Source organism: Mongoliimonas terrestris (assembly GCF_001927285.1).
GTDB classification, from domain to species: Bacteria; Pseudomonadota; Alphaproteobacteria; order Rhizobiales; family Pleomorphomonadaceae; genus Chthonobacter; species Chthonobacter terrestris.
Map to the genome: position 1 here is coordinate 435,827 of NZ_MSIG01000001.1, position 20,464 is coordinate 456,290.

At 71.6% G+C, this 20,464-nt stretch carries 19 protein-coding genes; 10 read left to right on the plus strand and 9 right to left on the minus strand.

The features are described 5' to 3' along the window. Positions 1-149: 149 nt before the first annotated feature. The 4 genes from mnmE to hemE form a co-directional block, all read right to left on the minus strand. Positions 150-1,505: a tRNA uridine-5-carboxymethylaminomethyl(34) synthesis GTPase MnmE gene (mnmE, locus tag BUQ68_RS01820; protein WP_075214357.1), complete on the minus strand. Its 1,356-nt coding sequence runs from the start codon at positions 1,503-1,505 to the stop codon at positions 150-152. Positions 1,506-1,743: 238 nt separating this feature from the next. After that, positions 1,744-3,009 carry a transcription termination factor Rho gene (gene rho, locus BUQ68_RS01825; protein WP_075214207.1) on the minus strand — a complete coding sequence of 422 codons (1,266 nt, stop codon included), beginning with the start codon at positions 3,007-3,009 and terminating at the stop codon, positions 1,744-1,746. Positions 3,010-3,398: 389 nt separating this feature from the next. Further along, positions 3,399-3,830: a protoporphyrinogen oxidase HemJ gene (gene hemJ, locus BUQ68_RS01830; RefSeq protein ID WP_075214208.1), complete on the minus strand. Its 432-nt coding sequence runs from the start codon at positions 3,828-3,830 to the stop codon at positions 3,399-3,401. A gap of 62 nt (positions 3,831-3,892) precedes the next feature. Continuing rightward, positions 3,893-4,864 carry a uroporphyrinogen decarboxylase gene (gene hemE / locus BUQ68_RS01835; RefSeq protein WP_245293142.1) on the minus strand — a complete coding sequence of 324 codons (972 nt, stop codon included), beginning with the start codon at positions 4,862-4,864 and terminating at the stop codon, positions 3,893-3,895. Between the two features lie 762 nt (positions 4,865-5,626). On the opposite strand from hemE, the gene BUQ68_RS01840 reads away from it, so the two are divergent. The 5 genes from BUQ68_RS01840 (at position 5,627) to dnaQ (ending at position 9,526) form a co-directional block, all read left to right on the plus strand. Further along, complete coding sequence (locus BUQ68_RS01840; RefSeq protein ID WP_075214209.1) at positions 5,627-6,475, plus strand: pyruvate, water dikinase regulatory protein; 849 nt, start codon at positions 5,627-5,629, stop codon at positions 6,473-6,475. A gap of 124 nt (positions 6,476-6,599) precedes the next feature. Then, positions 6,600-7,193: a Maf-like protein gene (locus tag BUQ68_RS01845; protein ID WP_075214210.1), complete on the plus strand. Its 594-nt coding sequence runs from the start codon at positions 6,600-6,602 to the stop codon at positions 7,191-7,193. Beyond that, complete coding sequence (locus tag BUQ68_RS01850; RefSeq protein ID WP_075214211.1) at positions 7,190-8,029, plus strand: shikimate dehydrogenase; 840 nt, start codon at positions 7,190-7,192, stop codon at positions 8,027-8,029. The genes BUQ68_RS01845 and BUQ68_RS01850 overlap by 4 nt, the downstream gene beginning before the upstream one ends. After that, positions 8,026-8,610, plus strand: a complete 585-nt coding sequence (coaE, locus tag BUQ68_RS01855; RefSeq protein WP_075214212.1) for a dephospho-CoA kinase — start codon at positions 8,026-8,028, stop codon at positions 8,608-8,610. Before BUQ68_RS01850 ends, coaE begins: the two co-directional genes overlap by 4 nt. A gap of 187 nt (positions 8,611-8,797) precedes the next feature. Continuing rightward, a complete protein-coding gene (dnaQ, locus tag BUQ68_RS01860) occupies positions 8,798-9,526 on the plus strand; it encodes a DNA polymerase III subunit epsilon (protein WP_075214213.1) in 729 nt (242 codons plus the stop codon). Between the two features lie 73 nt (positions 9,527-9,599). Here dnaQ and secB read toward each other — a convergent pair whose 3' ends face one another. Together secB and BUQ68_RS01870 are read right to left on the minus strand one after the other, a co-directional pair. Beyond that, positions 9,600-10,076, minus strand: a complete 477-nt coding sequence (secB, locus tag BUQ68_RS01865) for a protein-export chaperone SecB (RefSeq protein WP_075214214.1) — start codon at positions 10,074-10,076, stop codon at positions 9,600-9,602. A 110-nt stretch (positions 10,077-10,186) separates the two neighbouring features. Next, positions 10,187-10,723 carry an FxsA family protein gene (locus BUQ68_RS01870; RefSeq protein WP_075214215.1) on the minus strand — a complete coding sequence of 179 codons (537 nt, stop codon included), beginning with the start codon at positions 10,721-10,723 and terminating at the stop codon, positions 10,187-10,189. A 368-nt stretch (positions 10,724-11,091) separates the two neighbouring features. Between BUQ68_RS01870 and BUQ68_RS01875 the strand changes: the two genes are divergently transcribed. Genes BUQ68_RS01875 through BUQ68_RS01890 form a run of 4 tightly spaced genes read left to right on the plus strand, consistent with a single transcriptional unit; the run spans position 11,092 to position 13,980 of the window. Next, a complete protein-coding gene (locus BUQ68_RS01875) occupies positions 11,092-11,811 on the plus strand; it encodes a Tim44/TimA family putative adaptor protein (protein ID WP_075214216.1) in 720 nt (239 codons plus the stop codon). A gap of 51 nt (positions 11,812-11,862) precedes the next feature. Next, complete coding sequence (gene mltA, locus BUQ68_RS01880; RefSeq protein ID WP_075214217.1) at positions 11,863-12,981, plus strand: murein transglycosylase A; 1,119 nt, start codon at positions 11,863-11,865, stop codon at positions 12,979-12,981. Further along, positions 12,971-13,537, plus strand: coding sequence for a Smr/MutS family protein (locus BUQ68_RS01885; protein WP_075214218.1), 567 nt, complete (start codon positions 12,971-12,973; stop codon positions 13,535-13,537). Before mltA ends, BUQ68_RS01885 begins: the two co-directional genes overlap by 11 nt. A 44-nt stretch (positions 13,538-13,581) precedes the next feature. Continuing rightward, entirely contained in the window at positions 13,582-13,980 is a 399-nt protein-coding gene (locus BUQ68_RS01890; protein ID WP_075214219.1) for a helix-turn-helix domain-containing protein, read from the plus strand. Positions 13,981-14,008: 28 nt separating this feature from the next. On the opposite strand, the gene BUQ68_RS01895 is transcribed toward BUQ68_RS01890, so the two are convergent. The 3 genes from BUQ68_RS01895 to BUQ68_RS01905 form a co-directional block, all read right to left on the minus strand. Continuing rightward, the gene (locus BUQ68_RS01895) at positions 14,009-16,516 is read right to left on the minus strand and encodes a hybrid sensor histidine kinase/response regulator (protein WP_075214220.1); all 2,508 of its coding nucleotides are present in this window, start codon (positions 16,514-16,516) and stop codon (positions 14,009-14,011) included. Positions 16,517-16,535: 19 nt separating this feature from the next. Then, positions 16,536-17,033 carry a putative pterin-binding protein gene (locus tag BUQ68_RS01900; RefSeq protein WP_075214221.1) on the minus strand — a complete coding sequence of 166 codons (498 nt, stop codon included), beginning with the start codon at positions 17,031-17,033 and terminating at the stop codon, positions 16,536-16,538. Positions 17,034-17,176: 143 nt separating this feature from the next. Next, the gene (locus tag BUQ68_RS01905; protein ID WP_075214222.1) at positions 17,177-18,229 is read right to left on the minus strand and encodes an HD domain-containing phosphohydrolase; all 1,053 of its coding nucleotides are present in this window, start codon (positions 18,227-18,229) and stop codon (positions 17,177-17,179) included. A gap of 551 nt (positions 18,230-18,780) precedes the next feature. Between BUQ68_RS01905 and BUQ68_RS01910 the strand changes: the two genes are divergently transcribed. After that, on the plus strand, positions 18,781-20,412 hold the full coding sequence (locus tag BUQ68_RS01910) for a Tad domain-containing protein (RefSeq protein ID WP_075214223.1): 1,632 nt from the start codon (positions 18,781-18,783) through the stop codon (positions 20,410-20,412). The last annotated feature ends 52 nt before the right edge of the window (positions 20,413-20,464 follow it).

The window sequence follows — 20,464 nt, forward strand, 5'->3', positions numbered from 1 at the left end:
AGCGGCCGAAGGTCAAAGCGCTGAGGTCGGTATGGACGCGGCGGAGAGCGCGCCGGAACGCCATCGGATTGGATCCGAATCGACCGATCGGAAACCTTGTCCACAGCCTGTGGAGTGTTTCACGTGAAACGTCCACAGGCCTGCACCGGTTATTTACCGATGCAGAAATTGGCAAAGATCGCCCCCAGGACTTCCTCGACGTCCACCTGGCCCACCAACCGCCCCAAGGCCTGCGACGCCCGGCGGATCTCGTCCGCCCGCACCTCCAGCGGCGCGCAAGCGTCCTCCGCCCGCAGAAGCGCCTCGACCGCTTCGGCCACGCACACCCGCTGACGCTCCTGTGCGATCAGCGACGGCTCGGCCGACTTGGACTGGAGAACCCTTGCGATCGCGTCCAGCAGACCGTCGATGCCAAACCCTGTTCGACTGCTCACCGCCAACCGGTTCGGATCCGACTCGATCGCGCCTAATTGATCCGCCTGCGAGCGCACCGCAATCACCGGCACCCCGCCATTACCCGGGTCGCCTCCTTCCGGCCGCACACCCACTCCCGCCAAAAGGTCTGACGGCGGCGCCCCCCCGTCGGGATCCAGCCACAGAATCACGTCCGCGACACCCGCCCGCGACCGCGCCCGCCGCACGCCTTCCTGCTCCACCCGGTCGTCGCTGTCCCGCAGCCCCGCCGTATCCACCAGCACCACCGGCAGGCCTTCAAGGTCCAGGTGCACCTCCAGCACGTCCCGCGTCGTTCCCGGCACTTCCGTGACGATTGCCACCTCTCGCCCCGCCAGATGGTTCACGAGGCTGGACTTGCCGGCGTTCGGCGGCCCCATGACCACCACCTGGAACCCGTCGCGGATCCGCTCGCCCCGTCCGCCGTCCGCCAACACCCGCTCCATCTCGGCCCGCACCGCGGTGACCCGCGCGAGCCCGTCGTCGGCAACGGACCCCGGCACATCCTCCTCCTCGGCGAAGTCGAGATCGGCCTCCACAGCCGCCCGCGCCGCCAGCAGGTCGGCCCGCCAGCGCATCGCCCCCTGGCCGAACGCGCCTTCGGCAAGCCGAAGCGCCTGCCGGCGCTGCGCCTCCGTTTCCGCCTGCACCAGATCGGCGAGGCCCTCCACGGCTGTCAGGTCCATCCGGCCATTCTCGAAGGCCCGCCGGGTGAAGGCGCCGGCCGGCGCGGCCACCAGACCGGGCAGGCCACCCAGCCGTCGCAGCAGGGCCGCCACCACGGCGCGCCCGCCATGCACCTGAAACTCCGCCACGTCGTCGCCCGTGAAGCTCCGCGGGGCGGGGAAGAAGAGCACCAGCCCCCGATCGAGGATCGACCCGTCCGCGTCGCGCAGGGCCCCATAGGCCGCCGCGCGGGGCGCCGGCACGCGCCCGAACACGGCCTGAAGCGCCGACCGGACCGCCGGACCGGACATACGGATCACCGCCACCCCCGCCGGACCCCGTCCGGAGGAGAGCGCGTAGAGCGTCGGCGCTTGGCTGTCGGTCACCGTCTGGTCTCCCTTGTGCGCGACGCGCGCCACGGTCGGTCATTCCGATCATCGACCCGGACGCGCCGGGACCGCGCCCAAGTCGCCGCCGCCATCCAACTGGCCCTCGACGCGATTCACGTGAAACACAGGAAGCGCGGACCCGTCCAGATCCATCACCGCCTGTCCCTCAAACAGCAAGAGGCCGCCCGGTCGCCCGGACGGCCTCTTGCTGTTTCACGTGAATCCGAGGCGTGCCTCAGGTGTTCATGCTGTCGAAGAAGTCGCCGTTGGTACGGGTCTGGCGCAGCTTGTCGATCAGGAACTCGGTCGCGTCCGTGGTGCCCATGGGGTTCAGGATGCGGCGGAGCACGAAGGTCTTCTTCAGCTTGTCCGGCGGCACCAACAGGTCCTCCTTGCGGGTGCCGGAGCGCTGGATGTCGATGGCCGGGAACACGCGCTTGTCCGAGATCTTCCGGTCCAGGATGATCTCCGAATTGCCGGTGCCCTTGAACTCCTCGAAGATCACCTCGTCCATGCGGCTGCCGGTGTCGATCAGCGCCGTGGCGATGATGGTCAGCGAGCCGCCCTGCTCGATGTTGCGGGCCGCGCCGAAGAAGCGCTTCGGCCGCTGCAGAGCGTTGGCGTCCACGCCGCCGGTCAGCACCTTGCCGGAGGACGGCACCACGGTGTTGTAGGCGCGCCCCAGGCGGGTGATGCTGTCGAGGAGGATCACCACGTCGCGGCCGTGCTCGACGAGGCGCTTGGCCTTCTCGATCACCATCTCGGCCACCTGCACGTGGCGCACCGCCGGCTCGTCGAAGGTGGACGACACCACCTCGCCGCGCACCGACCGCTGCATGTCGGTCACTTCCTCCGGCCGCTCGTCGATCAAGAGCACGATGAGATAGCATTCCGGATGGTTGGCCGTGATGGAGTGGGCGATGTTCTGCAACAGCACCGTCTTGCCGGTGCGCGGCGGCGCCACGATCAGGGCGCGCTGGCCTTTGCCGAGCGGCGCCACAATGTCGATGATGCGGGCGGAGAAGTCCTTGCCCACATGGCCCTCCACCTCCATGCGGAAGCGATCGTCCGGATAGAGGGGGGTCAGGTTGTCGAAGTGGACCTTGTGGCGAGCCTTGTCCGGGTCCTCGAAGTTGACCGTGTTGACCTTCAGGAGCGCGAAATAGCGTTCGCCGTCCTTCGGGCTGCGGATCTGGCCTTCCACCGTGTCGCCGGTGCGCAGCGAGAAGCGGCGGATCTGCGACGGCGAGATGTAGATGTCGTCCGGACCCGGCAGATAGTTGGCGTCCGGCGAGCGCAGGAAGCCGAAGCCGTCCTGCAGCACTTCCACCACGCCCTCGCCGATGATGTCCGTGTCCTGCGCCGCCAACTGCTTCAGGATTGCGAACAGCAGTTCCTGCTTGCGCATGGTGGAGGCATTTTCCACCTCGAGTTCTTCCGCGACCGCCAGGAGCTCGGTCGGGGTCTTCTTCTTCAGATCCTGGAGTTTCATCTCCGCCATGAAGGCTCGTCTCGTGTCTGGTGTGAGGGTGCGACGGCGGGCTTTGAGAACAATCCCGGTCGGGTCGGCAAGGAAAGGGGAAGGGGTGTCGGCGGGGCTGCTCGGCAGGCTCGAACGGCGGGGAGGAAGGGCCGTGGGTCCGGGGGACAGGTCTTCGGCGATCCGACGACCGGCCACGTCCGGATCGTGGCGTCAGGGGCCTCGGCGTGGGCGTGCACCCGGGGAGAGTGCGTCAATGCCGCGTCGACATCGGATGAGGTCCAGCCGGATATAGCTGCTTCGAACGGCCGCCACAAGGGGAGGCGCGCCGGGAAATCGTCAGGATCGACGCCGATCTCCCAGGGGCAAAGCGGCCGCCGGCGCCATCGGCGTCCGACGGCCGGCCGGCGTCAGAAGGGCTTCAGGACGACCAGAACCAGGATGACGAGGAGAAGGAGCGTCGGCACCTCGTTGGCGATCCGATAGAAGCGCCCCGGTTTCACGTTGCGGTCCTCGGCAAAGGCCCGGGTCCAGGCCGCGCAGGCGCCGTGGAAGCCAGAGAGGAGCAGCACGAACAGGATCTTGGCGTGCAGCCAGCCGTCGGTGAACCAGCCGCCCTGCCAGGCGAGCACCAGGCCGAACACCCAGGTGGCGATCATGGCCGGCGTCATGATGGCCTTGAGGAGCCGCCGCTCCATCACCTTGAAGGTCTCCGAGGCGGGCGACCCGGCCGGCGCGTCGGCGTGGTAGACGAAGAGGCGCGGCAGGTAGAAGAGCGCCGCCATCCAGGCGATCAGCGCGAACAGGTGGCCGACCTTCAGCCAGCCGTAGAGATCCGTCACGAAATCCTCCTTGCCGCCGCCATCGGCGGGCTTTGGGTGAAAAAAGCGGAAGGATGGGCGCCTCAGCCGGCGCCGCCCGCCCGCACCCGCGCCACCATGCGGGCGACCGCCTCCGGCGTGGCATCGGGCGTGATGCCGTGGCCGAGGTTGAAGATCAGCGGTCCGCCGCCGAGCGCCGCCAGCACCTGGTCGACGCCCCGGTCCACCGCCTCCCCGCCGACCACCAGGCGAAGCGGGTCCATGTTGCCCTGCACCGGCACCAGCGGCTGCACGTGGTCGCGGGCGAAGGCGGCCGGCGTCTGCCAGTCGAGCCCGACCGCCGTCACCTTCGTGCGCCGCACATAGTCCGGCAGGCGGGCCGAGGCGCCCTTCGGGAAGCCGATGATGCGCGCGCCCGGCACCAGAGCCCGAACGCCCGCCACGATGCGCGCCACCGGTTCCACCGCGTAGCGTTCGAAGCCCGCGTCGTCGAGGGCGCCCGCCCAGGTGTCGAAGATCTGCACCGCGTCGGCGCCGGCCTGGAGCTGCGCCACCAGATAGCGCACCGAGGCCTCCACCAGCACGTCCATCAGCCGGTCCATGGCAGCCGGATGGGTGAGGGCGGCCTTGCGGGCCGGCCCCTGGTCCGGCGTGCCCCGGCCGGCGATAATGTAGGTCGCCAGCGTCCAGGGCGCCCCGCAGAAGCCGAGGAGCGTGGTCTCGGCCGGGAGGGCCGCCCGGATCGACGCGACGGCGTCCAGCACCGGCGCCAGCCGCTCCAGGAGGCGCGTGGGGTCGAGGGCGTCGAGCCGATCGAGGTCGATCGGGTCGAGCCGCGGACCCTCCCCTTCGGCAAACCAGACGTGCTGGCCGAGGGCGTGCGGCACCACCAGGATGTCGGAGAACAGAATGGCGGCGTCGAAGCCGAAGCGGCGGATCGGCTGCAGCGTGACTTCCGTCGCGAACGCCGGGCTGTAGCAGAGGTCGAGGAAGCCGCCGGCCTCCGCCCGGGTGGCCCGGTACTCCGGCAGGTAGCGGCCGGCCTGACGCATCATCCAGATCGGCGGCGGGAAGATCCGCTCGCCGTCGAGCACCCGGAGCACGGTGCGGGCGCTGGACGCCCCACCCGTGTCTTCAAAGCCCGTCCCCTCGAAGCCCTTGCCTGCGGGGGCGGGGGCGGCGGGCGCGCCGGCCTCCGGTCGATCGCGATCCTGGTCCACGGGCGCCGTCCTCTTCTATCGATAAAGAGAGTCTGAAGTTTTCTTTTCTCTTTCTATTAGGTCGGTGGATACCAGTGATGCCGGGTCGTCCACAATCCGTCCCGCCGGCCGACACGCGGTGTTGACCATCGGAGCCGAATCGATCGCGTCCCGCCGGGCTGTGGACGGTCCGGTCCCCGGGCCGCTGTTTCGCGCCCGAATCGAGCGTTCCGCCGCCGGCCCGGCCCTGTGGACCGGGAGTCGACCGGCAAAGGCCGCCTCCGCGGATCCGGACCCGGTCCCCGTCGCCCACAGCCGCCACGGGGATTGCCGCGATCGTTAACGCTCTGTTGACGGTTCGGCCCTCGCCGGGAGAGGCCCGGCCCGCCCGGCCCGGACGGCCGGTCTTCTCCCCACCCGTCGACAGGCGGGCGCGGGGGCCGGTGGACAAGATCGGCCCGGCGAAGGCGAGAGCGTTGGAATCCATCCCTGAATCCAGCCCTCCCGGCGTCCGGCGAACCGTCGGACGCGCCCCTCCGTCCCTATCCCTTCGGGACCGATCCCGGGCTCGCGCCGTCCGGCGGGCCGTGGCAGAGTGAGGCCGTCCGAGGAGACCCCATGAAGCGCGGCCACATCTACTTCCACCTCCATCTCGTCTCCGACAGCACCGGCGAGACCCTCCTCACCGTCGGCCGGGCGGCGGCGGCCCGCTACGAGAGCATCGCGCCGATCGAGCACGTCTACCCCCTCGTCCGCTCCGCCCGCCATCTGGAGCGGGTGATCGCCGACATCGAGGCCTCGCCCGGCATCGTCCTCTACACGCTGGTGGAGCGCGACATCGCCGACCGGCTGGAGGCCGCCTGCCGCGACGCCACCCTCCCCTGCCTCAACGTGCTCGACCCGATCGTGGACGTCTTCCGCAGCTACCTGAACCTGCCGGCGACCGGCAAGGCCGGCGCCCAGCACGCCCTCGACGCGGACTATTTCCGCCGCATCGACGCGCTCAACTTCACCATGATGCACGATGACGGCGTGCTGCCGGACGACATCGAGGAGGCCGACATCGTGCTCGTCGGCATCAGCCGCACGTCGAAGACGCCGACCAGCATCTATCTGGCCAACCGCGGCATCCGCGCCACCAACATGCCGCTGGTGCCCGGCGTGCCGGTGCCGGAGAAGATCATCGCGGCGCGCCGGCCGCTGGTGGTCGGCCTCATCGCCAGCCCCGAGCGCATCATGCACATCCGCCAGAACCGGCTGCTGTCGCTCAATGCCGGCGACCGGGACACGCCCTACGTGGACAAGCAGGCGATCGCCCGCGAGATCGCCTACTCGCGCCGGCTCTGCAGCGAGAACGACTGGCCGATGATCGACGTCACCCGCCGGTCCATCGAGGAGACCGCCGCGGCCATCCTTGCGCTCTACGATCAACACCGCTACGGCAGGCTGAAGGAACCCTTCGTCTGACGGCGCCGTTTCCGGCGGCGCGCCCGGTTCGTTCCGGGCCCGCCGGTCGCCGCCGTCCCGAAGGCGTCCCCAGCCTGTCCACAAGGCGCGGACGCGTCCGTCCCTCCCTTCAGAGTGCGCTCCCATGTCCCTCATCCTCGCCTCCGGCAGCGCCACCCGGGCCGCCCTCCTCACCCAGGCCGGGCTCATCTTCGAGCGCCGGGCGCCGGAGGTGGACGAGCGGGCCGTGGAGGCGACGCTCACCGACAGCGGCGTCGGCGCCGACGACATCGCCCTGGTGCTGGCCGAGGTGAAGGCCACCGAGGTCTCCGCCCGCCATCCGGGCGCCCTCGTCATCGGCGCCGACCAGACGCTGGCCCTCGGCGAGGAGCGCTTCCACAAGCCCGCCGACATGGAGGCGGCCCGCCGCCAGCTCTTGTCGCTCGCCGGGCGCACCCACCAGCTCCATTCGGCCGTGGTGGTGGCGCGCGACGGCGAGGTGCTGTTCCGCGCCGTCGACACCGCCGACCTCACCATGCGGGCCTACACGCCCGCCTTCGTCGGCCACTATCTGGCGGTCGTCGGCGACCGGGCCCTCACCAGCGTCGGCGCCTATCAGGTGGAGGGTTACGGCATCCAGCTGTTCGAGGCGATCGACGGCGACCATTTCACCATCCTCGGCCTGCCGCTGCTGCCGCTCCTGGAATTCCTCCGCGACCGTGGCATCATCGAGACATGACCGCACCGCCCCGTCCGACCGTCGGCGTGATCGGCTGGCCGATCGCCCACTCCCGCTCGCCCCTCATCCACAACCACTGGCTCGCCGTCCACGGCCTTGCCGGCCATTACGACCGCCTGCCGGTGCCGCCGGAGGCGATCGAGGGCTTCCTCGCCGACTTTCCCGCAAGCGGCCTCCTCGGCGCCAACGTCACGATCCCCTACAAGGAGATCGCCTACCGGGCGGTGGCCGCGCGCGACCCGGTGGCGGACCGCCTGATGGCCGTGAACTGCCTCTGGCTGGAGGCCGGCCGGCTGATGGGCGCCAACACGGACGTGGAAGGCTTCGTCGCCAACCTGGACCAGACCGTGCCCGGCTGGGACGCCGCCGCCGGCTCCGCCTTCGTGCTCGGGGCCGGGGGCGCCGCCCGCGCGGTGGTGGACGGCCTCGTCCACCGGGGGTTTCAGGTCCGCCTCGCCAACCGCACCCGGCCGCGCGCCGAGGCGCTCGCCGCGCTCTATCCGGGCGCCGTCACCGTCCACGCGTTCGAGGACGCGCAAGCGGCCGCCGAAGGGGCGGCGGTCGTCGTCAACACCACCTCCCTCGGCATGAAGGGCGAGGGCGAGATCCCGCTCCGGCTCGATCGTCTCGGCCCCGACTCGATCGTCGCCGACATCGTCTACGTGCCGCTGGAAACGCCCTTTCTCGCCACCGCCCGCGCGGCCGGCCTTCGCACCGTCGACGGCCTCGGCATGCTCCTCCACCAGGCTGTGCCGAGCTTCGAGCGCTGGTTTGGCGTCCGCCCGGCGGTCACCCCGGCGCTCCGGGCGCGCGTCGAGGCGGATCTCGTCCCATGATCGTCCTCGGCCTCACCGGCTCCATCGGCATGGGCAAGTCCACCACGGCCGGCCTCTTCCGGGCCCGCGGCGTGCCGGTGTTCGACGCCGACGAGACCGTGCACCGGCTTTATGCCGGCCCGCTCGCCCCGGCCGTGGAGGCCGCCTTCCCGGGCACCGCCCCGGCCGGCGCCGTCGATCGGGCCGCCCTCGGCGCCCGCGTGCTCGGCGACGCGGATGCGATGAAGCGCCTGGAGGCCATCGTCCACCCGGCCGTGCGGGCCGCCGAGCGGGCCTTCCTCGCCACCGCCCGCGAGGCCGGCGCCAAGGTGGCGGTGCTCGACATCCCGCTCCTCTTCGAAACCGGCCGCGACCGCGACGTGGACCGGGTGGTGGTGGTCAGCGCCCCGGCGGACGTCCAGCGCGCCCGCGTCCTTGCCCGGCCTGGCATGACGGCGGAGAAGCTCGACGCCATCCTCGCCCGCCAGCTGCCGGACGCGGAGAAGCGCGCCCGCGCCCACCACGTGATCGACACCGGCGCCGGCATCCCGGCCGCCGAGGCGGCCGTCGCGGCGCTCCTTTCGGACCTTGGCGCCTCCTGATCCGGTCCGCCTCGTCCGGCCCTCCCCTGTGGCGCTCCGGCCACCGCTTCGGATAGCGTGGGATCACGGTCGATCGGCCGTTGCGCCGGCCCGCCCCTGGTGGCACGGTCGGCCGGAAGATGCCGTCCCGCCCGGACGTGCCGTCACCGAGGCGCCGTTCACGGCGCGCCGGCCAACCGGATCCCTGATGCGCGAGATCGTCCTCGACACCGAAACCACCGGCCTCGATCCGAAGACGGGCGACCGTCTCGTGGAGATCGGCTGCGTGGAACTCGCCAACCAGTTTCCCACCGGCCGCAGCTACCACGTCTACATCAACCCGGAGCGCGCCATGCCCCGGGAAGCCTTCGAGGTGCACGGCCTGTCGGAGGCCTTTCTCGCCGACAAGCCGCGCTTCGACGACGTGGCGGACGCCTTCCTCGCCTTCATCGGCGACGGCCGGCTGGTGATCCACAACGCCCAGTTCGACATGGGCTTCATCAATTTCGAGCTGAAGCGGAGCGGCCGCGGCACCATCGCGGGCGACCGGGTGGTGGATACCCTGCAGCTCGCCCGGCGCAAGCATCCGGGCGCCCCGGCGAGCCTCGACGCGCTTTGCGCGCGCTACGGCATCGACACCTCCAAGCGCGTCAAGCACGGCGCGCTTCTCGACGCGGAACTCCTCGCCGAGGTCTATATCGAGCTGAACGGCGGCCGTCAGGCCAACCTCGGCCTCGTCTCGGCCGCCGCGTCCGGCGCCCGCCAGCGCGCCATCGGCCGCACCGTGCAGCCGCGCCCGGCGGCGCTGCCGTCCCGCCTCACCGCCGACGCGGTCGCCGCCCACCGGGCCTTCATCGCCTCGCTCGGCGGCCATGCCCTGTGGACCCGCTACCTGGAACAGGAAGAGCCGCCGGCGGCGGCCGGCGGCTCTCTTTAGCGTATTCCTTGACGGCCTGACCGGCCGGCGCCCGGTCGGGCTTGCCTGCTCCCGCGAAGCCCTTGCAGGCCCGTCACTGCTGCTGGGTGGTCTGCGCCTGCATGCGGGCGAGATACTGCTGGTAGAGCTGCACGAAATCGATCGGGTCGATCATCAGCGGCGGGAAGCCGCCGCGCACGCTCGCGTCCGCCACGATCTGGCGGGCGAACGGGAACAGCAGGCGCGGGCACTCGATCATCACGAAGGGGTGCAGGTGGGCCTGCGGCACGTTGCGCACCTGGAAGAGGCCGCCGTAGAGCATCTCGATCTGGAAGACCATCTCGCCCTTCTGCTCGGCCTTCACCTCGATCTTGAGGTCCACCTCGTACTCCACGCCCGAGCGTTGGCGCGACGCCACGTTGACGCCGACGCTGATCTCCGGGCTGCCTTCCCGGTTGCGCAGGCTGTCCGGCGCCTTCGGGTTCTCAAAGGAAAGGTCCTTCAGATACTGGGCAAGCACGTTGAGGGACGGCTGCGGCGGGACGGCGCCCGGGGTGTCGATCGAGCTCATGGGACTTTCCTTCTTGCCGCGTCCCGGAACGGCACGCGCGTCGGGTCAAGCGGCTATCACCGGCAGGCCCGTTTCGCAAGGCGGGTGGTGGGCGGCAAGCGCCCTCGGGCTCAGGGACCGCCGAGCCGCGGCGGATCGTCCGAAGCGCGCCACGGGCTGCCGGTCCCGTCGCCGTCCCGGTCCACCTCCACGGCCTCCAGATCGATCACGGCCGGCCCGCCGGTGCGCCCGCCGGCGCCCGCTCCCGCGGACGACCAGGACGCCGTGGTGGCGCCCGCGCGGGTCACCACGGTCATGTTGCGCGCGACGAGACGGACGAGGAGCGCGCGCACCGGCGGCAGGAGCAACAGGAAGGCCACGATGTCGCTGAGGAAGCCGGGCAGGACCAGGAACAGCCCGGCGAGGGCTAGGAAGGCCCCGTGCACGATGGTGGCGGCCGGCATGCGGCCGGCGGCGATGTCCGCGCGGGCGGCGGTCAGCAGGCGCAGGCCCTCGAAGCGCAGGAGCGCCGCGCCGGCAAGACCGGCGCCGATCAGAAGGGCCAGCGTCCACAACACGCCGATCTCGCGGCCCACCACGATGAACATGGCGATCTCGGCGATCGGGACCAGAAGCAGCATCAGCGGTATGAGGGCGGCAAAACGCATCGGTCGATCCTGTCCGGCGGCGCTGGCCCGGGTCCGGACGATCCGGACCCGTCCCGGGGCGAACCATGAGTCCGGTCGATCCGGACCCGTCGAGGGGCGAGACATGAGTCCGGTCGATCCGGACCCGTCCCGGGGCGAAACAACGGTCATCGGGCGGCGGCGGGGCGGTCACGGCGACCTCTCGGACACCATGAACGATTGAAAGACGGCGACGGAACGGGCATAGGCTTGCCGTCACGCTTTGTATCCTGGCCTTTGCCCCTTTATGCTGGCCGGACGCGGCTTATGTAAGGGGTGGCACGGCGTCGCGCCAGAGACTGGCCGCGAGCGCCGAACACTCTTCCTCGAAAACGGGTCCGATAGCCGAGATGAACGGATTCCTCGACGTCTACAGCCTGGTCTTCCTCCTGGTGGCGGTGGCCATCTTCTGGAAGCTCAGGAGTGTGCTCGGCCGGCGGACCGGCAACGAGCGACCGCCGACCGATCCGTTCGCCCGTCGAGAAGAGCGTCCGGCGGCCCCGGCCGGCGACACCAACGACAATGTGGTGGCCTTGCCGCGGTCCGGCCGTGCGCCCGCGGCGAAGGCCGAGCCGGTGCAGCCGGGCTCGGTCGACCAGGTGGCCCCGGCGGGCTCGGCGCTCAACACGGCACTGCGCACGATCGTGTCGGCGGACCGCTCGTTCGACGCCCGGCACTTCGTGGAAGGGGCCCGCTCGGCCTACGAGATCATCGTCGGGGCCTTCGCCTCCGGCGACCGCGACACCCTGAAGGCCCTCCTCGGCCCGGATGTCTACGAAGGCTTCAACGCCGCCATCGCCGAGCGCGAGCAGCGCGGCGAGACGGTGGAGACCACCTTCGTCGGCATGGACAAGGCGGATATCGTGGAGGCGGCCCTGAAGTCCGGACAGGCGCAGATCACCGTCCGCTTCGTCAGCCAGCTCATCTCCGTCACCCGCAACAAGGCCGGCGCCGTGGTGGAAGGCGATCCGGTGAAGGTCGGCGAGGTCACGGACGTGTGGACCTTCGCCCGCGAGGTGAAGTCGCGCGATCCGAACTGGCGCCTGATCGCCACCGAGGCGGACAGCTGATCCTCGTCCGATAGGCCCCGGCGATGAGCATGCCGCGATGAGCGACTGGTTATGAGCGACATGACCGCCCCGGCCCGGTTCCGCCGGGTCGCCTTCGACCGGCTGGCCGGCTGGGCGCGCGACGACCACGCGGCCGCCTTTTCGGCCTTCCGCCGCTCCGCCGCCCGCATCCTGGTCGCCGCGCCGAAGACCCGCGGCCTCGCCCTCGACGGCGACGCCCTCCGGGCTCCCGCCGCGGCCGCCCTCGCCGCCCCCGACCGGCCGACCGGCACTGACGCGCGCGCCTTCTTCGAACGCTGGTTCGAGCCGCGCCGCATCGTCCCGGCGGAAGGCGGCGGCTTCGTCACCGGCTACTACGAGCCGGAGGTGAAGGGCGCCCTCAAGCCCTCGGCGGCCTTCCCCGTGCCCCTCCATCGGCGCCCGGACGACCTTCACGAGATCAAGCCCGGCGACGAGCGCTTCGACCTTCCCGAAGACCTCACCTGGGCGGTCCGCCGCGACGGCCGGCTCCTTCCCCATCCGGACCGGGCGGCCGTGATGGCCGGCGCCCTCGACGGCCGCGGGCTGGAGCTTGCCTATGTGGCGAGTTGGGCGGAGGCCTTCTTCATCCACGTGCAGGGCTCCGCCCGCATCCGCCTCGCCGAGGGCGGCACGCTCCGGGTCGCCTTCGCGGCGAAGAGCGGCCATCCCTATTTCCCGATCGCCCGCGTGCTGGTCGAGAAGGGCCTGATGACCCCCGCCGAGGCGACGGCGGACGTGCTCCGCGCCTGGCTCGACGCCAACCCGGCGGAGGCGTCGGCCGTGATGGGGCGCAACCGCTCGTACATCTTCTTCGCCGAGGCCCCCGTGCAGGACCCCGCCCTCGGGCCGCTCGCCGCCGCCGCGGTGCCGCTGACGCCCGGCCGGTCGCTTGCGGTCGACCGGCACCTGATGACCTTCCACATGCCGATCTACGTGGAGGCGGACCTTCCGGGCGAGACGCCCGGCCAGCGCCTGCCCTTCCGCCGGCTGATGATCGCGCAGGACACCGGCTCGGCCATCCTCGGCCCGGCGCGCGGCGACATCTTCTTCGGCACCGGCCCGGAGGCCTTCGCCAAGGCTGCCCGCGTGCGCCATCCGGCCCGCTTCACCGTGCTCGTCCCGCGCCGGGAGCCGACCGGTGGCCCGTGACCGGCGCCGGCTCGGGCCGGAGGAGGAGGCGCTCTGGGCCCTGGTGCAGCGCTCCGTCAACCCGCTGAAGCGCGCGCGGGCGGAGCCGAAGCCCCCGCCACCGCCCTCGCCGGAGGCGGTGCCGCCGGCGCCGGCCGACATCGCCGCCATCACGCCGAAGGTGGAGGCGCCCCGCGCGCCCGCCCGCCCGGCCATGCCGACCCTGCAGCCGCTCGACCGGCGCGAGAAGAAGCAGGTGGTCCGCGGCACGCGGGCGATCGACGCGCGCCTCGACCTGCACGGTCTTCGCCAGGACGAGGCCCGCGCCCGGCTCCTCGGCTTTTTGTCGACCGCCCAGGCGCGCGAGGCCAAGATCGTCCTCATCATCACCGGCAAGGGCACCGGTGGCGGCTTCGAGACGCTTTACGGCGACGAGCGCGGCGTCCTGAAACGCATGGTGCCGCTCTGGCTCAGCCTGCCGGAGTTCCGCGACAAGGTGCTCGGCTACGAGGACGCGCACCTCACCCACGGCGGCGCCGGGGCGCTCTACATCCGGATCCGCCGGCGGCGGAGCTGACCCGCGCGGGGCACCCGCCCGCACGGCAACACGGGAGGCAGGCCATGACGCCGTTCGGGGCGCGGATGCGGGAGCTGAGGGCGGAGCGCCAGGTCACCCTGAAGGAGATGGCGGCCGCCCTTGGCGTCTCCAGCACCTACCTGTCGGCCCTGGAGCACGGCCGCCGCGGCCGGCCGAGCTGGTTCCTCCTGCAGCGCATCCTCGGCTATTTCAACCTGATCTGGGACGAGGCGGAGGACCTGCAGCGCCTCGCCGACCTCTCCCACCCGCGCGTCGTCATCGACACCGCCGGCCTCGACCCGCGCGCGACCCGGCTCGCCAACCTTCTCGCCGAGACGATCGCCGGCCTCGACGGCGCCAGCCTCGACCGCCTCACCCGCGACCTGGAGGCCTCCCGCCGCCGCCCGTCCGGCCGGCCGCCCGCGACTCCGCCCGGCGGCTAGCGCCCCCGCCCCGTTCAGCCCGCCCCGCTCAGGCAGCCTTGAGGCCGAGCCGGGCGCGCACCGCCTCGGCGGCGGGCTCCGCTTCGGCGATCGCCAGCAGCAGGCGGGCGAGCGCCGCGGCATCCGTCGGCACCGGGTCGGCGAGAAGGTCGGAGGCGATGTCGGCGATCGCCATGAAGCCGACGTTGAGCGCCGATCCCTTCAGCGTGTGGAGCACGGCCCGGAGCGCCGCGGCGTCGTCGGCCTGGAGCGCCGCCATCAGCTCGCCCACCAGCCCGGCCGTGTCGTCGAGGAAACTGGTCATCAGGAAGTCCACCACCTCGCCGCCGAGTTCGGCATGGAGCGCGTCGATCCGGTCGAACGCGATCGGCGGCGCGGCCGCCCCGTCCTCGTGCCCCGCCTCCGTGCCGCCCGTCGACGGCACGAGCGTCCCGGCCGCCGCGGCGGCGATCACTTCGGCGAGGCGGGCGCGCTCCACCGGCTTGGCCACGAACCCGTCCATGCCGGCGGCGAGGCAGGCGTCCCGGTCGGTGGTGAAGGCGTTCGCCGTCATGGCGACGATCGGCGTGCGCCGCTTGGCCGGCTCGCTCGATCGGATGGCGCGGGTGGCTTCCAGGCCGTCCATCACGGGCATCTGCATGTCCATCAGGATCAGCCCGAAGCTACGCGTGGTGGCGAGCGCCAGCGCCTCCGCGCCGTTGCCCGCCACCGTCACCCGGTGGCCGAGCTTGCCCAGCATGCGCACCGCCACCTCCTGGTTCACCGGATTGTCCTCGGCAAGCAGGATGTCGAGCGGCGGCGTCGCCGCCAGGGCGGGCGCCGGGCCCTGGTCGGCCGACGGGAGGACGGCGGCGCCGAAGAGGTCGCCGAGGATGGCCGGCGACAGGGCCGCCGCCTCGCTCTCCCGCGCCGGCAGGTCCGGCGGCCCGATCCGTGTGACGAGCCGCGGCGGCATGTGCTCCTCGCGCACCTCCAGCAGGCACGTGGGCGTCTGGCCCGGCCCGGCGATGACGGCGCCGGCATGGACGACGGCGGCCTCCAGCGCCTCGGTCTCCAGCGGGCTGCGGCCCCGCACCGCCACGCGGCGGCCGGCGAGGGGGGCCGAAAGGGTCGTCTTGCCGGGGGCGACGGCGAGCGGCAGCTCGAACCAGAAGGTGCTGCCCTCCCCTTCCTGGCTCTCCACCCCGAGGGTGCCGCCGAGCCGCTCCACCACGCGCCGGCAGATGGCAAGGCCGAGCCCCGTGCCGCCGAAGCGCCGGCTGATGCTGGCGTCCACTTGGCTGAACTCGCGGAAGAGGCGCGCGCGCCCGGCCTCCGAAATGCCGATGCCGGTGTCCGTCACCGCCATCCGGAGCCAGGTGGTCTCGTCCACGCGCCGCTCGGACACGTGCACCACCACGGACCCGCTCTCGGTGAACTTGAGGGCGTTGGCGAGGAAGTTGAGCAGCACCTGCCGCACCCGGCCGGGGTCGCCCACGAACAGCCGGTCGTTCGGCAGCACCGGGGCGAGCACCAGCATCAGCCGCCGGTCCCGGGCGCGCGAGGCCACCACCCGAAGGGCGGTCTCGGCCTCGGCGACCGGGTCGAACACGGTGTTCTCCGTGTCGAAATGGCCCGCCTCCAGCTTGGAGAAGTCCAGGATGTCGTCGATGATGTCCATCAGCGCCACGCCGCAGGACCGGATGGTGCGCGCGGTGCGGGCCTGCTCGGCGGAGAGCTCGGTGTCCATCAGGAGGTCCGACATGCCGATCACACCGTTCAGCGGCGTGCGGATCTCGTGGCTCATGGTGGCGAGGAAGGCCGATTTCGTGCGCGCCCCGGCTTCCGCCGCCTCGGCCGCGGCGGCAAGGTCGCGCGTCATGGCGTGCAGCCTGGCCCGCGACCGGGTGATCTCCCGGATCTGCCGCACCAGCATCAGGATCACCATGACCATGCTCAGCGTCAGCGCCAGCACCAGGCCGCCGAGCAGGCCGTAGAGGTTCTGCAGATAGGCGCGGTCGGCGCTCCTGAGGCCGGAGAGCACGCCGTTGGCGCGCACCACCAGCGTTTCCGTCGCCTTGGAGGTCTGCTCGAACTGGGCCTCCATGATGTCCAGCAAGGCCGGGGTCACCGGTCGGCCCGCCGCGATGGCGTCGAACAGCGCGACCTCGGCCGCCACCGTGCGCTCCACCACGGCCCGCGCCGCGACCGCCTCGCCGTCCTTCAGGAAGACGGTCGGGTAGGATCCGTTCTGCAAGAGCGAGAGCCGGCTGTAGAGGATGTCGAAGCGGCGGGAGACGGCCTCGACCGCCTCCGGCGAGATCCCGGTGTGGCGCACCTCGTCGACGGCGCGGAGCAGCTTGTTGACCTCGCGGTCCAGCTGGTAGGTCGCCCAGAGGGCGTCCTCCTGGATGCTGGACCGCACGGTCCGCGCCTGCTGCAGCAGCACGGCGAGCACCGCGATGGCGGCCACCAGGAAGACCACCGCCACGGCGGCCAGAAGGGCGGCGCTGCGCAAGTGGGCAGGGGAGCGGCCGACGGCGGCGTCCAACGGCATCGGTCCGCCCCCGGCGCGCTCAGCGAACCTCGATCGTGGCGATCTGCCAGACCGAGCGGTTGAAGTAGACCTCGGTGAAGAGGTCCGGCTCCGCGTCGAACGGATAGATGATGAAGAGCGGGCCCTTGTCGCGCACCGACATGGGCTTGCCGTCCATGGTGGTGGCCAGGATCACGTCGTGCTTCTCCAGGTCCTCAACCGGCACGTCGGCCGAATAGTCGTTGAGCGCGGTGACCTTCAGCATGGTGCCCGTCGCGCCCACCGCCTCCAGGACGGCGCGGGCGAGCGGCCCCTCGAAGCGCGGCTTGCCCGATGTCCACGGGGTCTCCACCTCGGTGACGCGGCCGGGCAGGGCGGTCAGCATGGCAAGGTCGAACTCGGCGCCGGCGTCGCTGTTGGTGTTGGCGATGGCGCCCTTGACGGTGAGCACCACCGGGCCGGTCGGCTTGTCCAAGGCGGCGGCGGGGGAGAGGCCGGCGACGAGGACGGCGGCGGCAAGCAAGGCGAGGATCTTCATGGCGGGATCCCTTTCTCTTCAAGGGGGATTGCTTCGGTGAGGGGACGGGCGGATCCGGCGCCAACGAGGTCTGCTGAACGGGCGGGTCCGCGGCTTGGCAACACGGCCGCCCGGTCGGGCTGCCGCGCCGGCTTGGCGTGCGGTCAGGCGGCGGCGGTGGCGTCGTCGTCCGGCTGCTCCTCCAGGATCCGCATGATCCTGAGGAGCCGCGCCTCGAACGCGGCCACCACCTTGGGGTCGAACAGGGTGCCGCTGTTCTCCTTCAGGAAGGCCACGGCCCGCGGCACCGGCCAGGCGTCCTTGTAGGGCCGCGCGCAGACGAGGGCGTCGAACACGTCGGCCACCGCGGCGATCCGGCCGGACACCGGAATGGTGGTGCCGCTCAGCCCGCGCGGATAGCCGGAGCCGTTCCAGCGCTCGTGATGGGTCTCGGCGATTTCCGCGGCGAGGCGGATCAGGCGGGATTCGGAGCCGGACAGGATGGCGGCGCCCACCGACGCGTGGGTCTCCATCTGGGCCCGTTCCTCCGCCGTCAGCGGCCCGGGCTTGCGCAGGATGCAGTCCGGCACGCCGATCTTGCCTACGTCGTGCATGGGCGCGGCGAGATAGATGTCGCGGCAGAACTGGGCGGTCATGCCCATCTCCTCGGCGAGTTCGCGGCAGGTGCGGGCCACCCGCACCACGTGGGCGCCGGTGTCGCTGTCGCGGTACTCCGAGGCGCGCGCGAGCCTGAGGATGATCTCCTCCTCCAGGAGCACCATCTCGTGGGTGGCCTTGCGCACCTCCGCGGACAGCCAGTCGGCCTTGTCGCGAAGCTTGTTCTGCATGTCCCGGAGGGCGGCGAGGTTGCGCACCCGCGCCTTCACCTCGGCCATGTCCACCGGTTTGGTGAGGAAGTCCGTCGCCCCGGCCTCCAGGGCGTCGTAGCAGACCTGCTTCTGGTCCACCGTGGTCACCATCACGATGGGCACGTCCGCGTAGTCCGTGAGGGCCCGGAGCGCGCGCACCACCTGCAGACCGTCGAGGCCCGGCATCATGTAGTCGCAGAGCACCATGTCGAACTGGACGACCTTCGCTTCCGCGAGGGCGGCGACGGGGTCGCGGAACGACACCACGTCGGCGATGCCTGCGTTCTGGACCAGCTTGCTCAGCATGAACAGGTTGGTCGGATTGTCGTCGATCAGAAGTGCTTTCATGGGGAACTGCCTGCCGTGTGGGCGACGTGACGTAATATGCATCAACAACAATGAAACAATACCCAAGAGGCTTGGCAAACCGATGCTTGAACACGATCGGCTGAATCTGGCGCGTCCTCTTCACACGTTCTCAACCATCGGGGCGAAAACGCGTCCTTGCGATCCGGATGGTGAAGGAAGTCCGACCGGTCCCCGCTGTTCTGCCGGGGCCGGGGCGGAAGCGTTCGCCAGCCGGCGCGATCGGTCCGGCGCCCGTCAATTTGGGTGTTTCGCCCCGGCCCCACGCTGGCTAGAAGCTTTCCTCGACAGCAGGGACCGCAATACCAAGATCAATCTCCTGCGAACCGACAGAAGCGGGTGCGAACGCCAGCACGCCACCCGACGACAACAACAGACCTGATCGCGGGCGGCGGAGTGAACGGCTCCGCCGCCCGCTTTTTTTTATCGTGTCATCCCCCTCATTCCATCACGCGGCCGAACGGAGCGCTGCGCTGCATCACGATTCCTAAACCTCGAGCGTCCATGAAGGGTCGATATCGAGGAGACGAGTGATGGAGTGGGTGTTGCGGCCGCCCCAGGTGCGCTGGCCTGTCCGGATGGGCCGTGGCCGCCTCGCGGGCGTTTCGGCCGCGGTCTTGCTGGTGATCGCCCTCTTTGCCGAAGCGGGCGGCGTGCTCGCCCATCGGGCCGCCGCCGCCCAGGCTGCCTCCGACGCCGCCCTTGCCGCTGCCCGGTCCGTGCGCGATGCCCGGCCCGCGGCCCTGGCGGCCCTCGCCGAGGCCGGCGTCGCGGCGTCCGATCTTGCCGTCACGGTCAGCGGACCGGGCGACACCGGCGGCCTGGAGCTCGGCCAGCCGGTCACCCGGATCGATCTCCGGCTGAAGACCCGGGCGCCTTCCGCGCTCCTCGGCTGGCTGCCGCTCGGTCTTTCCTGGCCGGCGACTACGCGCGCCGCCGCCGAGACCGTCGGGCAAGTGGCCCTCACCGTGCCGACCGATCTTGCCGCCGCGTCCGCGCCGCTGCGGGCCGCCCTCCTGGAAGCTCTCTACGGCCTCGATGCCGCCGACAGCGAGATCGTCGTCTCCGGACTGGCCGGCACGGCCGTGCCCCTCGACGACCTCCTCGCCCTCCTGGCGGACCAGGGCTCGCCGGGGGACGCGGAGGCCACGTCGGCGCCCGGCGATGGTCTGGAGCCGCCCTCCATCGGCGTGGAGGCGCTCTTCACCGGCCTTGCGGCGCGCGCCTCCCTGCCGCGCACCCGGATCGCCTTCATGCGCCTTGCCGCCCGCGCCGGCCTGTCGGAGGATCGCCTGCCCGTCGCCGGCCTGGTGGAACCGGGCCTTGCCGGCACCGGCTTCACCCCGTCCGTCTGGTCGATCGACGCGCTCGACCTCGTCGTCGGCGCCGGCCTGCGCGCCGCCGCCGCAACGCCGATCGACCTCACCGTGCCGAACGGGGGCCATCAGATCAGCCTGTCGCTCAGCCTGCCCGACGGCTTTGCCGCCACGCCGGTGGTGCGCCGGGTGGTGCTCGGCGACACGCTCCGGCTGCCGCGCATCAGGATCGGCCTTTCGGTCGGCATCGGCGGCGCGCTTCTGGCCGCCATCCCGTCGCTCACCTTGCCGATCGACGTGGATGCGGGGGGCGGCACCATCACGCCGCGCCGGATCGACTGCCGGGCCCGGGGCGGCGAAACCCTCGCGGCCCTCATGATGGCGCCCGGCCCGGTCGGGGTCCGCTTCGGCGGCGGAGAGGGCGGAGGGGAGGACGGCGGGGACGACGGCATCGCCACCTTCGACGCGTTCGACGGGCTCGTCCTGAAGGCGATCGGCAGCCGCGCCCTGGCGGCGCCGGATCCGCAGCCCGTCGCCTTCTCCGCCGTCGCCGCCGTCGCCCGGCGGGCCGAGGCGGCCCAGGGCACCGCCGAGATGGGCCCGGCGCTCCGCACCCTGCTCGCCACGGCCGACATCCGCCTCCGGATTGCCGCCACGGCGCCGGAGCCGCTGCTCCAGACCGGCGACGCCCGCGTCCGCGCTGCCGCCGCGCAGCTGCTCGCCGAGGCCGGCGCGCCGGCCGCCGCCGTGCTCGACCAGGTCACCGACGCCCTCGGCCTCGATCCGGACCGCGTCACCGCCATCGTGCTCGGGGTGGACTGCCGCGGCGCCCGCCTCGTCTCCGGCTGACGGGCGCCGCAGCCCGTCGGCCGCCCGATGATCGGCCGGGTGGCCCGAAGAA

What these genes read in the sequence shown, in the direction of transcription:
- BUQ68_RS01875 (WP_075214216.1), top strand. Translation starts at nt 11,092, where the DNA reads ATGAACGGATTCCTCGACGTCTACAGCCTGGTCTTCCTCCTGGTGGCG.
- BUQ68_RS01900 (WP_075214221.1), bottom strand. Translation starts at nt 17,033, where the DNA reads ATGAAGATCCTCGCCTTGCTTGCCGCCGCCGTCCTCGTCGCCGGCCTC.
- hemE (WP_245293142.1), bottom strand. Translation starts at nt 4,864, where the DNA reads ATGATGCGTCAGGCCGGCCGCTACCTGCCGGAGTACCGGGCCACCCGG.
- coaE (WP_075214212.1), top strand. Translation starts at nt 8,026, where the DNA reads ATGATCGTCCTCGGCCTCACCGGCTCCATCGGCATGGGCAAGTCCACC.
- rho (WP_075214207.1), bottom strand. Translation starts at nt 3,009, where the DNA reads ATGGCGGAGATGAAACTCCAGGATCTGAAGAAGAAGACCCCGACCGAG.
- BUQ68_RS01895 (WP_075214220.1), bottom strand. Translation starts at nt 16,516, where the DNA reads ATGCCGTTGGACGCCGCCGTCGGCCGCTCCCCTGCCCACTTGCGCAGC.
- BUQ68_RS01910 (WP_075214223.1), top strand. Translation starts at nt 18,781, where the DNA reads ATGGAGTGGGTGTTGCGGCCGCCCCAGGTGCGCTGGCCTGTCCGGATG.
- BUQ68_RS01905 (WP_075214222.1), bottom strand. Translation starts at nt 18,229, where the DNA reads ATGAAAGCACTTCTGATCGACGACAATCCGACCAACCTGTTCATGCTG.
- BUQ68_RS01845 (WP_075214210.1), top strand. Translation starts at nt 6,600, where the DNA reads ATGTCCCTCATCCTCGCCTCCGGCAGCGCCACCCGGGCCGCCCTCCTC.
- secB (WP_075214214.1), bottom strand. Translation starts at nt 10,076, where the DNA reads ATGAGCTCGATCGACACCCCGGGCGCCGTCCCGCCGCAGCCGTCCCTC.
- BUQ68_RS01850 (WP_075214211.1), top strand. Translation starts at nt 7,190, where the DNA reads ATGACCGCACCGCCCCGTCCGACCGTCGGCGTGATCGGCTGGCCGATC.
- BUQ68_RS01870 (WP_075214215.1), bottom strand. Translation starts at nt 10,723, where the DNA reads ATGCGTTTTGCCGCCCTCATACCGCTGATGCTGCTTCTGGTCCCGATC.
- BUQ68_RS01890 (WP_075214219.1), top strand. Translation starts at nt 13,582, where the DNA reads ATGACGCCGTTCGGGGCGCGGATGCGGGAGCTGAGGGCGGAGCGCCAG.
- BUQ68_RS01840 (WP_075214209.1), top strand. Translation starts at nt 5,627, where the DNA reads ATGAAGCGCGGCCACATCTACTTCCACCTCCATCTCGTCTCCGACAGC.
- mltA (WP_075214217.1), top strand. Translation starts at nt 11,863, where the DNA reads ATGAGCGACATGACCGCCCCGGCCCGGTTCCGCCGGGTCGCCTTCGAC.
- dnaQ (WP_075214213.1), top strand. Translation starts at nt 8,798, where the DNA reads ATGCGCGAGATCGTCCTCGACACCGAAACCACCGGCCTCGATCCGAAG.